The following is a 12,808-nucleotide window of genomic DNA, read 5'->3' as shown; positions in this document are numbered from 1 at the left end:
AATCACAACACCAACCGATTTTTTTCTTTCAGTCAGGGACTGAGAAAACATGATTAAAAGACCTGATTACCGCAATCTTCAAGCCCTTGATACTGTTATTCGTGAACGCGGATTTGAACGAGCGGCACAAAAACTCTGTATTACTCAATCGGCGGTTTCGCAGCGAATCAAGCAGTTAGAATCACAGTTTGGTCAACCTTTGTTGGTACGTACCGTGCCCCCTCGCCCTACCGAACAGGGCCAAAAGCTACTTGCTCTGCTTCACCAAGTTGAACTTCTTGAAGAGCAGTGGCTGACCGATGAAAAAGGCGGCACCACTCCCCTTCTGCTGTCTATTGCGGTGAACGCTGACAGTTTGGCGACTTGGTTACTGCCTGCCTTACGAGATGTGCTCGATGATTTACCGGTCCGCCTTAATTTACAGGTCGAAGATGAGAGCCGTACACTTGAGCGTCTACGTCGTGGCGAAGTCGTGGGGGCGGTCAGTATACAGCCTCGCGCCTTACCGAGCTGCCACGTCGATACCTTAGGTGCCTTAGACTACTTATTTGTCTCTTCACCGGATTTCGCCAAGCGCTATTTCCCGCAGGGCGTTAATCGTCAAACCTTGCTTAAAGCCCCGGCCGTCTCTTTCGATCACCTAGACGATATGCACCAAGCCTTTTTACAGGAGAACTTCGATTTGCCTCCCGGTAGCTTGCCGTGCCATATCGTTAACTCTTCTGAAGCCTTTGTACAGTTAGCCAAACAAGGATCAGTCTGTTGTATGATCCCACATCTACAAATCGAATCTGAATTAGCGCAAGGCGCATTGATCGACCTTACGCCAGGGTTATACCAGCGCCGTATGCTTTACTGGCACCGATTTGCGCCAGAAAGCCGCGTGATGGGACGTGTTACGGACTCTTTGGTTGAGTATGGTCGTCAGGTGTTGCGCCAAGAGTGTGAGTGTTAAGGGTAAAGATCACCTCAACGTTATCGGTAAAGTCGAGCTTTTGCTGTTGATAGGTTTGGTCTGGAGTGGTATCAGCGGCCGAAGCTTTTACGCTCATCATTCTTACCATCGGCAGGGTGACGTTACGTTGCGTCTGATAGTTAATGCTCCATACCGATCCCAGCGAGGCATTAAAACCTGATGCCAATCCTTTAGCCTTGGTGATCGCATCAGTGATTGCCGCCTGACGCGCTTGTTGCTGATATTGTTCGGGATGATCAACCCCCATTGATACCGAGCGAATATCGTTAAGCCCCGCGGCAAGCGCACCGTCTAATAAGGCATTAAGCTTGCCGAGCTGATGCAAGGTAACTTCGACACTCCGTGATGCCTGATAACCGGTCAGTTTCGGTTTACCATGCTGTGAATAGTCATATTCAGCATGAGTGGTGACATTGGCAGCATTAATATCTTTATCGGTTACCCCTTGCTGATGTAAAAAATCGAAGTACCGTGCTACGCGACTGTCCACCTGCTTTTTAGCTTGCGATGCTTGCGCATGGCTAGCGTTCACTTCAATAACGATAGTGGCCATGTCTGGCTGAGCTTGGACCTGCCCCTGTCCGGAGGTGCTAAGATAAGGCGCGTTAGGTGTTGTTTCAGCCGACACTGATGACATCAATCCCAAACTCGCTCCAAGCAAGGTCATTGCAGTAAGGCGTTTCTTCATCGTTATGCTCCCTTATTCATAGTGTTGCCACATTACCACGCCCTCACTGGACAGTCTAAATGCGAGTATCAGTAATAAGATGACAACGGTGAGCGAGATCACCTTTTGAATACGTGGCTGCATAAGCTTTGCCGACAATAATGTTGAAACTGACGAGAGCAAATAGAACCAAAGGATTGAGGCTGAAATAGCCCCTGCGACAAAGGTTAAGCGTAATGCTGTGGGAATCTGACTGCCAAGAGTGCCAAGCAATACCACGGTGTCCAGATAAACATGGGGGTTTAGCCACGTCACGGCTGTTAGCGTTATAAGCAGCTGCGGCAGTGAATTAACGCTAACGCCTGCAAGCTCAGGGATAATGGGGTGGCGGAGGGTCTTAAAGATGCCATAACTGTACCAAAGCAGAAACAGCACACCCACCCCTGTCATCCCCAGCATTAATAGTGGATAGCATTGTAAAAATGCCGCGCCACCCAATACGCCAGTCGTGATAAGGATCATATCGCTCACCACACAAAATGTTGCCGCTAAGAAAGCATAGCGCCGCAACATACCTTGACGTAATACGATCGTATTTTGTGGGCCGATAGGCAGTATCAACGCAGCACCCAGTGAAAAACCTTGAATAAAAACAGACATTTAAATCCCCCCTTAATGACTTAGGGGTTTAGTATCCGGTAAAGCGTTAGGCGAAAGGAAATTAAAAAAAGCGGGGGGTAATTAGTAAAATGAATACTCCACAGCCAGCTATGCTGACTGCGGAGGTGAGGTATTAGCTTTCGCTGCTGCGAACGAGGTGCACATCCATTTGCGGGAATGGAATCCCGATTTGGTGCTTATCTAAGGCACGTTTGAAGTCTGCCATCAGATCCCAATAGACCTGTTGTAGATCATCGCTCTTGCTCCAGCAGCGTACAATAAAGTTAAGCGATGAAGGGGCCATCTCGTTCAATGCCACGACAATCGCTTTGTCTTTAATGACACGCTTATCTGCCTCGACTACTTCACGCAGTACTTTCATTGTCAGGTCAATATCAGCATCGTAAGCCACGCCAATGATAAACTCATTGCGGCGCTCTGGTTCACGTGAATAGTTGATAATTTTACCTGTAAAGATTGAGCCGTTCGGAATGACTGCAATCTTACCGTCCGAGGTTCTCAGCGTAGTTTGGAAGATTTGTACGTTTAAAACGGTACCCGAACATCCACCAACATCTACGAATTCCCCAACACGAATAGGTCTGAAGGTAACCAACAACACACCGGCTGCAAAGTTGGAGAGTGAGTTTTGTAACGCTAAACCAACGGTTACACCAATGGCACCCAGTACAGCAATGAAGGAGGCGGTTTGTACGCCCACTCGGCTGACTGCAGCAATCAAGGTAAACGCAATAATCGCATAGCGAACAATCATCGAGATAAAGTCGGCGACTGTTTGGTCAATATGACGAGAGAGTAAAACTTTATTGATGGCTCTTGAAACGATTTTCGCAACGGTAAACCCGATAAAGAGAATGACCAGCGCCGCGGCGATATTCACTACATAGCTTAATAAAAGTGACTGGTTCTTTTCAATCCAAGTCCCGGCATTATGTAAGCCGCTTACTACGTTAAGATCTTGCATTAAATCTTCCTGTCGTTAGTTCCCAAAAAAAAAGCACTGAGCATCTTTGAAGACGTCCCTTAAAAAGGGTAACTAAAAACCCGCAAATTGCCAACCTTGCTAGGTAACTTCAAGAAATTTACTCTGATATATGGAGAAAACGCCAGCAGAGCTGGCGTTTGGGGAGGGATTACAGACGGTCGATGGCATTCAGTTCACGGAAGGCTTGCTCTAAGCGAACAACCATTGAACTTTGTGCCGCACGTAACCAGACTCGTGGGTCATAGTATTTTTTGTTTGGCTTATCGTCACCTTCTGGGTTACCCAGTTGGCTTTGGAGGTAGCCTTCGTTCTTTTTGTAGAACTGCAGAATACCGTCCCAGTTTGCCCATTGCGTATCGGTATCGATGTTCATTTTGATAACACCGTACTCGATAGACTCTTTGATCTCTTCTGCTGAAGAACCCGAACCGCCGTGGAAGACAAAGTTCAGGCTGTTGTGAGGAAGGTTATGCTTCTCACTCACGTAGTCTTGCGAATTTCTCAGAATTTTTGGCGTCAGTTGGACGTTACCGGGCTTATAAACACCGTGTACGTTACCGAATGATGCGGCAATGGTGAAATTAGGACTGATAGCGCTGAGTTTTTGGTAAGCGTAGTCAACATCTTCAGGCTGAGTGTAGAGTGCCGAGTTATCGAGGTGTGAGTTGTCCACACCATCTTCTTCCCCGCCTGTGCAGCCTAATTCAATCTCAAGCGTCATTCCCATCTTCGCCATACGCGCAAGGTATTGACCGCTGATTTCGATATTCTCTTCTAACGACTCTTCGGACAGATCGATCATATGTGAAGAGAACAGTGGCTTACCGGTATTTTTAAAGTGTGCTTCGCCTGCATCCAGCAATCCGTCGATCCATGGCAGTAATTTTTTCGCACAGTGGTCGGTATGAAGAATAACCGGTACACCGTATTGCTCAGCCATCAGATGGACGTGTTGAGCACCAGTGATGGCACCAAGGATAGCCGCTGCTTGTGGCTTATCAGAGGTAAAACCTTTGCCTGCAAGGAATGCTGCACCGCCGTTAGAAAACTGAACAATCACCGGCGCTTTAGCTTTGGCTGCAGCTTCTAATACCGCATTGATTGAGTCAGTACCGATGCAGTTGACTGCTGGTAACGCGAATTTATTCTCTTTAGCTACTTGGAAAACTTTTTGTACGTCTTCACCGGTAACGACACCCGGTTTTACGAAATCAAAAATTTTAGACATAAGTGTTGTCCTGTTTCGTTGGTCGTAAGCTGAGATCATCTTTTCAGCGGTAGAAAATAGAGGAGGGATAACCCTCCTCAGAATTTATTATTGTTTCGCGCGCTCTTCTAACATTGCTACAGCTGGGAGCTTTTTGCCTTCCACGAACTCAAGGAATGCACCACCACCCGTGGAGATGTATGAAATTTTATCTTCAATACCAAACAGGTCGATTGCCGCCAGCGTATCCCCGCCACCGGCAACTGAGAACGCGTCGCTATCTGCAATAGCATTAGCCACAATTTCAGTTCCTTTACGGAAGTTAGGGAACTCAAATACGCCGACTGGGCCGTTCCACAGAATCGTTTTCGCTTCTTTTAAGATCTTGGCCATTTGCGCGGCAGTTTCATCACCAAAATCCATGATCTCTTCGTCATCTTGAATTTCGTTAACTTTCTTCACGGTAGCAGGAGCCGTTTCGGAGAATTCGGTCCCGACACGTGAGTCAACGGGAACCGGGATCCCATGTTCATCACGAAGCTTTTTCGCTGCTTCAACAAAGTCTGGCTCGTACAGTGACTTACCAACGTTATTCTCGATTGCAACGAAAGTGTTGGCAATGCCGCCCCCGACGATGACGGTATCGGCAATGCCGACTAAAGATTGCAGTACATCAAATTTGGTGGACACTTTAGAGCCCCCTACTACGGCAACCATAGGACGAGCTGGGTTGCTCATCGCTTTACCTAGCGCTTCAAGTTCTGCTGACAGCAGTGGACCGGCACAGGCGATAGGCGCGAATTTCCCCACACCATGGGTAGAAGCTTGGGCACGGTGAGCCGTACCGAATGCATCCATGACGAAGACGTCACACAGGGCTGCATATTTTTTCGCTAAGGTTTCGTCATCTTTCTTCTCGCCTTTGTTAAAGCGAACGTTTTCCAGTACCACCAGCTGACCCGCCTCAACGTTTACGCCGTCAAGGTAGTCTTTTGCCAGGCTAACCTCTGCGCCAGCAAGCTTATCTTTCAGGTAGTTCACAACAGGCAGCAGAGAGAATTCTTCGTTATATTCGCCTTCTGTTGGACGACCTAAGTGAGAGGTCACCATTACTTTCGCGCCTTGCTTCAGGGCTTGTTCAATGGTCGGTAGTGATGCACGGATACGCGCATCTGACGTCACTTTCCCATCCTTGACTGGCACATTAAGATCAGCACGAATCAGAACACGTTTTCCAGCAAGATCCAGATCGGTCATTTTAATTACAGACATGGTGAATCCTCTTATTGATTCTTTAAGTTTATCCCGCCGCTTAGGCGACAGGTTCGAAAGTGTTGTCAGACATCGCTAAACAGGTATCGATCATTCGGTTTGCGAAGCCCCATTCGTTATCACACCATACTAACGTTTTTACCAGGAGTCCTCCACTGACTCGCGTTTGCGAACCGTCCACAATCGCACTGTGGGGATCATGGTTAAAGTCCGCCGAGACCAGGGGTAGCTCGGTATAGTCGACTATACCATGAAAGCAGCCATTGGCAGCCTCCTGCAATAGGTGATTAACCTGCTGCGCCGTCACTTTTTGTTCGAGCGTTACGCTAAGATCGATTGCGGTAACATTGATTGTCGGTACCCGTACCGCAATCGCTTCAAATCGGTCGAGAAACTTTGGAAATATCCGGGTAATACCAGCCGAGAGCCGCGTGTCGACTGGAATTATCGACTGGCTTGCCGCGCGGGTTCGGCGTAGATCGGGATGATAAGCGTCGAGAACTTGTTGATCATGCATCGCTGAATGGATGGTGGTAACCGTTCCGGATTCAATCCCGAAAGCGTCATCCAACAGCTTGATCACAGGGATAATACAGTTGGTGGTACAGGAGGCATTGGAAACAAACCGATGTTCAGGCAGGAGCGTGTCATGGTTCACACCATAGACAATTGTTGCATCTAGGTCGGGTTCACCTGGGTGGGCAAAAAGAACTTTACGTGCCCCCGCACGATGGTGCGCTTCGCCATCAGCCCGGCTGCCGTAAACGCCAGTACAATCTAGGACCACATCAATATCGAGATCGCCCCATGGCAGTTCGTCGATAGATGAATGATGCAGTAGCGTAATCGCATCTCTACCAATAAAGAGTTGCTCGCCTTCTAACTTAACTTCCCATGCGAACTGACCATGGGTGGTATCATATTTTAAAAGATGTGCTATCCCTCGGCTTTCGGCGACTTCATTTATCGCAACGACAGTAACCTCTAGGTGACGACCTGTCTCATACAGTGCCCGCACAACAGCCCGACCAATTCTTCCAAAACCATTAATCGCAATTCTGAGGCTCATTGCTTATCCATCACCTTGATCAACGTAAGGACCAGTTGCCCTTATACTAAGATTATCTTTTGAGGCTACAACGATTTGATAAATTTAGATACCCCATTTTAAGCCGAACGGTCTCTATCGACTTGAGAATAAATCAACTGCTGAAGCAGCGGAATGATAGAGATCAACAGTCATTTATAAAATACGATCAAGATCACAAAATTATCCGAGACGCCACCTGTCAGCCGCTGATGCTTACCTTTCCGCTCTCTCAGCGGTCGGTGTCGGCAGAATCATTAAGACTTTAGTAAAAAAAAAGCATGGCAGATGCCATGCTTTATTCGCTTGAGGCTGGTGTTACAGAAGCGCTTTCGCTTTTGCAACCACGTTGTCAACGGTGAAGCCAAACTCTTCAAACAGTTGCTCTGCAGGCGCAGACTCACCAAAGGTGGTCATTCCTACGATTGCACCGTTTAAGCCAACATATTTGTACCAGTAATCAGCAATACCCGCTTCAACTGCGACACGTGCGGTCACTGCTGCAGGAAGTACTGACTCACGGTAAGCGGCATCTTGCTTATCGAAGTGATCGGTAGAAGGCATAGAGACGACGCGGACTTTACGCCCCTCTGCAGTCAATTTCTCTGCCGCATCAACCGCTAACTGGACTTCAGAACCGGTAGCGATAAAGATAAGCTCTGGTTGGCCTTCGCTATCTTTCAGCACGTAACCACCTTTGCTGATCGCGGCAAGTTGCTCTGCAGTACGCGTTTGCTGCGCAAGGTTTTGACGTGAAAGAATCAGTGCTGAAGGACCGTCTTGACGTTCGATCGCCTCTTTCCACGCTACTGCTGTTTCGACCTGGTCAGCTGGGCGCCATACGCTCATGTTTGGCGTAGTACGTAAGCTTGCGACCTGCTCTACGGGTTGGTGAGTCGGGCCATCTTCGCCTAAACCGATAGAATCATGGGTATACACTAAGATTTGGCGGAGTTTCATCAACGCAGCCATACGGGCAGCGTTACGCGCATATTCCACAAACATTAGGAAGGTTGCGGTATAAGGAATGAAACCTGAGTGTAACGAGATACCGTTAGCAATCGCCGTCATACCGAATTCACGCACACCGTAGTGGATGTAGTTACCTGCTGCGTCATCTTTGATCGACTTAGAGCCCGACCACATAGTCAGGTTACTCGGCGCCAAGTCTGCAGAGCCACCTAAGTACTCTGGCAGTAATTTACCATAGGCTTCGATCGCGTTTTGAGAAGCTTTACGGCTTGCAATTTTTTGTGGGTTAGCTTGGAGGTCTTCGATGAATTTTTGTGATTCAGCCGCCCAATTAGCAGGCAGTTGATTTGCCGTACGACGTTTGAATTCTGCCGCTAATTCAGGGAAGGCTTTCGCATAGGCATCAAATTTCTCATTCCATACCTGCTCTTTCTTCGCACCGGCTTCTTTCGCATCCCATGCAGCATAGACATCTGCAGGAATTTCGAAAGGCGCTGCGTCCCACTCTAACTCTTTACGAGTCAGTGCGATTTCATCGTCGCCTAATGGGGCACCGTGTGAATCATGCGTACCGGCTTTGTTAGGAGACCCGAATCCGATAACGGTTTTACACATGATCAGCGTTGGACGCTCAGAAGCACGCGCCTCTTCCACCGCACGACGGATGGATTCATTATTGTGCCCATCAACACCACGGATAACATGCCAGCCGTATGATTCGAAGCGTAAACCTGTGTCATCACTAAACCAGCCATCAGTGTGACCATCGATAGAGATACCGTTGTCGTCATAGAAAGCGATTAGTTTGCCAAGTTGCAGGGTTCCCGCTAAAGAACAAGCTTCGTGCGAGATCCCTTCCATCATACAACCGTCACCCATAAAGGCGTAGGTGTAGTGATTGACGATGTCGTGGCCCGGGCGGTTAAATTGCGCAGCCAATGTACGTTCTGCAATCGCAAAACCGACAGCATTCGCAATCCCTTGACCTAGTGGGCCTGTCGTTGTCTCGACGCCAACGGTATAGCCGTATTCAGGGTGGCCTGGGGTTTTAGAGTGCAGCTGACGGAAGTTTTTTAACTCTTCGATTGGTAAATCGTAACCGCTGAGGTGCAGCAAGCTGTAGATCAGCATTGAACCGTGGCCGTTGGATAAAATGAAACGGTCACGATCGGCCCATGACGGGTTTTTCGGGTTATGATTTAAGAACTCACGCCATAATACTTCAGCGATATCTGCCATGCCCATAGGTGCACCTGGATGGCCAGATTTAGCGCGTTGGACCGCATCCATACTGAGTGCACGAATCGCATTTGCAAGTTTTTTTTCAGAAGGCATCTTTCACTCCAGATCGGACGATTTAGTTGTGTTGATTTTTAAACACTTTCAACATAAATTGGAAACTTAGTTAGTTCAATGTACATGATGTGCCGAACGAAAGTACATTCGATCCGCACAATTTAACGCTTGAAGATTGAATCCACTAATGAACCCAGATCATTTTGCGCGTTACCACTGGCCTCAGGATGGACTTCACCTTGCGGGGAGATTTTATCAACCAGTTGCGGCAGAACTTCAGATAAGGTGCCTGAGGCACCTTGAACATCGGTACCAAGCTTATCTGCCAGTGATTGTAAATCTTGCTGGCTAAAAGCGGATTGAATGTTGTTATGGCTCACAGATTGGTTACTACCATTACTCAGCCATGAAGAGAGGATTTCCCCTAAGCCACCTTGCTGGAATTTTTGGATCAGCACTTCCACGCCGCCCTGCTCTTGTACCCAAGACCAGACCGCTTGAAGTTGACTCAGAGAATTCTGTTGCCCTTCTCCACCCGTTAGTGATCCGACAATGCTATCGAGTAATCCCATCTAACACTCCTCGTAATTAACCTATTTAGAATAATGATTAGCGCTGAGCCTGCTTATTCGCAGCCTGTACATGTAGCATATCTAACGCGACCGTTGCAGCCGCGAGAGCGGTAATATCAGCATGGTCATAGCCAGGCGCAACCTCAACTAGGTCCATCCCGACGATGTTTAACCCTTGTAAGCCACGGAGTAATTTCGTCGCTTTGTCGCTGGTCAATCCACCGACTACGGGCGTACCAGTACCAGGTGCATGAGCGGGGTCAAGACAGTCTATATCGAAGGTCAGGTAGACCGGTAGGTCACCTACGGTTTGACGAATTTTAGCGAGAATATCCTCTACCGCAGTATCGTTAACCCATGCTGCATCCAGAACTGTAAACCCTAAAGAGGGATCGTACTCTGTACGAATACCAATTTGGACTGAGTGAGCCGGGTCGATAAGATCTTCTTGTGGCGCGGTATAGAACATCGTGCCATGGTCGAAGGTCGGGCCATTTGAATAAGTATCCGTGTGGGCATCAAAATGGACTAAGGCCATTTTACCGAAGTGTTTTGCATGCGCGCGCAACAACGGTAAAGAGATATAGTGGTCGCCGCCAAAGGTTAGCATACGCTTGCCGTGGGCAAGTAACTTCTCTGCGTGTGCCTGTAGTTTTGCCGACATGTCTGCAGAGTCACCGAAAGCATAGACCAGATCGCCGCCATCAACGACATTTAGTTGTTGGCGTAAATCAAATTTCCAAGGCCAGCGACAGCCTTCCCACGCTAGATGGGTAGAAACTTGACGAATCGCGTTAGGGCCTAGGCGACTGCCGGGCCGACCTGAGGTCGCCGCATCGAAAGGCACACCGGTAATGACCCATTCTGCATCGCTCTCGTAGGGCTGGAAATTAAGCGGGAAACGCAGAAAACCAAAGGCGTTAGACACCAATGAGTTGTCATATTCGTTACCTAAGGTATTGTACATAATTTATTCTTTTCCTCGACAAGGGCGCTGATCGTTCAGCGCCTAGACAATAAATTTATTCATCTTCCAGATACGTGTAGCCGTATAGGCCGCTCTCGAACTCTGATAAAAACTGATCACGTAACTCTTCAGCGATATCACTGGTTTGAACTTGCTGATAGAACAGGCTGAGTAACTCTTGCGGATTAAGCTGAACATATTCCAACATGTCCGCGACGGTATCTCCTTCATCGGATAGCTCAACATCCACTGCACCATTTTCGTTAACGTATACGTTGACGGCCTCGGTATCACCGAACAGGTTGTGCATATTCCCCAAAATTTCTTGATAAGCACCGACCATAAAGAAGCCAAGCATCGGTGGGTTTTCAGCATCGTACTCTGGCATCGGCATCGTTGTGGCGATCCCATCACCATCAATGTAATGATCAATAGTCCCATCCGAATCGCAGGTAATATCGAGTAATACTGCGCGACGTTCAGGTTGCTTGTTCAACCCCTCGAGCGGTAAGACAGGGAAGAGCTGGTCGATTCCCCAAGCATCCGGCATTGACTGGAATAACGAGAAATTGACATAAATCTTGTCTGCCATGCGTTCTTGTAGCTCATCGATCACCGGGCGGTGAGCACGGTTGCTTGGATCGAGGTGCTGCTGAGTGTAATGACAGATATTTAAGTATAATTGTTCCGCCCAAGCGCGCTGCGTCAGGGTATACATTCCGGACGAATAGCCAGTATGAATATCTGATAAATCTACTTGGCTGTCATGAAGCCATTCGCGTAATGAGCGATGCCCCTGCGTTTCGTGCATCTCTTGCCAGGTTTTCCACATACTTAATAAAGGACGTGGAGAGTCATCCTCTGGCGGATTTGGCGGAGCAAAGGTATTACGTTCAACACCAATAATATTCGACACTAACACGGTATGATGAGCCGTTACTGCGCGCCCTGACTCAGTAATCACGGTCGGATGGTCTAAGCCATGCTCTTCACACGCTTCGCCGATGGCATAAATGACATTATTCGCGTATTCATTTAATCCGTAATTCACTGAGCAGTCAGATTGCGAGCGAGTTCCCTCATAATCGACACCTAAACCACCACCGACATCAAAACATTTGATCTGCACGCCTAACCGGGCGAGTTCCACGTAGAAACGCGCCGACTCACGGACACCAGTGTAAATATCGCGGATATTCGCCATCTGCGAACCAAGGTGGAAATGGAGCAACTGTAAGCTTTCTAAGCGCCCAGCCTGGCGCATAATATCAACCAACTCAAGAACTTGTGAGGCGGATAGACCAAATTTCGATTTCTCCCCCCCGCTTGATTGCCATTTGCCAGAACCTTGCGAGGCTAAACGCGCCCGGATCCCTAGACGTGGCACAACATTGAGACGCTCAGCTTCTTCAAGCACTAAACGGATCTCGGTCATCTTTTCAATAACGAGATAGACTTTGTGGCCTAGTTTCTCGCCGATCAGCGCAAGCCGGATATACTCACGATCTTTATATCCATTACAGACAATCACCGAGCGAGTTTGCCCTGCATGAGCTAATACTGCCATCAGTTCAGCTTTAGAACCTGCTTCCAGTCCTAACGGCTCCCCTGAGTTAATCAGTGACTCAATAACACGTTTGTGTTGGTTAACCTTAATCGGATAGACAAGGAAGTAATCCCCTCGGTAACCGAAAGATTCACGCGCACGTTTGAAGGCGGCATTGATCGAGCGTAAGCGATGCTGCAGGATCTGTGGAAAGCAAAATAGTGCAGGTAAACGCTGGCCTTGGGCCTCGCGTTCTTTTACCAGTTTAGCCAGATCGACACGGGCAGAGGGAATGTCTGGATTCGGACAGACACTAATATGACCGAGTTCGTTGACGTCATAATAATTATTTCCCCACCATGCAATATTGTAGGTGCGTAACATACGGCTTGCCTCTTGATCGTTCACTGCAACCTCTTGCATAGAACGTAACTCACCGTGTTCGCCAGCGGATGAACCTTGAATATGCTTAATGACGTCGGTCATCTCATGCCTCTATCTTAGATAAAAAACAATTAAGTATTTACCCTAGCGCAACCCGCTAAGCACTGCAAATACTCGTCATAGGTCTACTGCTTTA

The 12,808-nt window shown here is 48.1% G+C and carries 11 protein-coding genes; 1 reads left to right on the top strand and 10 read right to left on the bottom strand.

From position 1 onward, the window contains the following. Positions 1–52 precede the first annotated feature (52 nt). Positions 53–955, top strand: coding sequence for a LysR family transcriptional regulator ArgP (locus MKR94_RS14360; protein WP_241647582.1), 903 nt, complete (start codon positions 53–55; stop codon positions 953–955). On the opposite strand, the gene MKR94_RS14355 is transcribed toward MKR94_RS14360, so the two are convergent. From MKR94_RS14355 to speA, 10 genes are all read right to left on the bottom strand, one after another. Continuing rightward, on the bottom strand, positions 897–1,664 hold the full coding sequence (locus MKR94_RS14355; protein WP_241647558.1) for an oxidative stress defense protein: 768 nt from the start codon (positions 1,662–1,664) through the stop codon (positions 897–899). The two genes, MKR94_RS14360 and MKR94_RS14355, sit on opposite strands and share 59 nt — an antisense overlap. A gap of 12 nt (positions 1,665–1,676) precedes the next feature. Continuing rightward, a complete protein-coding gene (locus MKR94_RS14350; protein WP_241647557.1) occupies positions 1,677–2,303 on the bottom strand; it encodes a LysE/ArgO family amino acid transporter in 627 nt (208 codons plus the stop codon). Between the two features lie 133 nt (positions 2,304–2,436). Next, positions 2,437–3,288, bottom strand: a complete 852-nt coding sequence (gene mscS, locus MKR94_RS14345; protein WP_241647556.1) for a small-conductance mechanosensitive channel MscS — start codon at positions 3,286–3,288, stop codon at positions 2,437–2,439. 169 nt (positions 3,289–3,457) lie between these two features. After that, on the bottom strand, positions 3,458–4,537 hold the full coding sequence (fbaA, locus tag MKR94_RS14340) for a class II fructose-bisphosphate aldolase (protein ID WP_048912641.1): 1,080 nt from the start codon (positions 4,535–4,537) through the stop codon (positions 3,458–3,460). 87 nt (positions 4,538–4,624) lie between these two features. After that, positions 4,625–5,788 carry a phosphoglycerate kinase gene (gene pgk, locus MKR94_RS14335; protein WP_241647555.1) on the bottom strand — a complete coding sequence of 388 codons (1,164 nt, stop codon included), beginning with the start codon at positions 5,786–5,788 and terminating at the stop codon, positions 4,625–4,627. 40 nt (positions 5,789–5,828) lie between these two features. Beyond that, positions 5,829–6,857, bottom strand: a complete 1,029-nt coding sequence (gene epd / locus MKR94_RS14330) for an erythrose-4-phosphate dehydrogenase (RefSeq protein ID WP_241647554.1) — start codon at positions 6,855–6,857, stop codon at positions 5,829–5,831. A 336-nt stretch (positions 6,858–7,193) separates the two neighbouring features. Further along, a complete protein-coding gene (gene tkt / locus MKR94_RS14325; protein WP_241647553.1) occupies positions 7,194–9,182 on the bottom strand; it encodes a transketolase in 1,989 nt (662 codons plus the stop codon). Positions 9,183–9,304: 122 nt separating this feature from the next. Continuing rightward, positions 9,305–9,715: a YidB family protein gene (locus tag MKR94_RS14320; RefSeq protein WP_241647552.1), complete on the bottom strand. Its 411-nt coding sequence runs from the start codon at positions 9,713–9,715 to the stop codon at positions 9,305–9,307. Positions 9,716–9,752: 37 nt separating this feature from the next. Then, the gene (speB, locus tag MKR94_RS14315; protein WP_241647551.1) at positions 9,753–10,682 is read right to left on the bottom strand and encodes an agmatinase; all 930 of its coding nucleotides are present in this window, start codon (positions 10,680–10,682) and stop codon (positions 9,753–9,755) included. A gap of 55 nt (positions 10,683–10,737) precedes the next feature. Next, positions 10,738–12,714: a biosynthetic arginine decarboxylase gene (speA, locus tag MKR94_RS14310; protein ID WP_241647550.1), complete on the bottom strand. Its 1,977-nt coding sequence runs from the start codon at positions 12,712–12,714 to the stop codon at positions 10,738–10,740. Positions 12,715–12,808: the final 94 nt, after the last annotated feature.

Source organism: Rosenbergiella metrosideri (assembly GCF_022602565.1).
Lineage (GTDB): Bacteria > Pseudomonadota > Gammaproteobacteria > Enterobacterales > Enterobacteriaceae > Rosenbergiella > Rosenbergiella metrosideri.
This window is presented reverse-complemented; position numbering and strand designations above follow the sequence as displayed.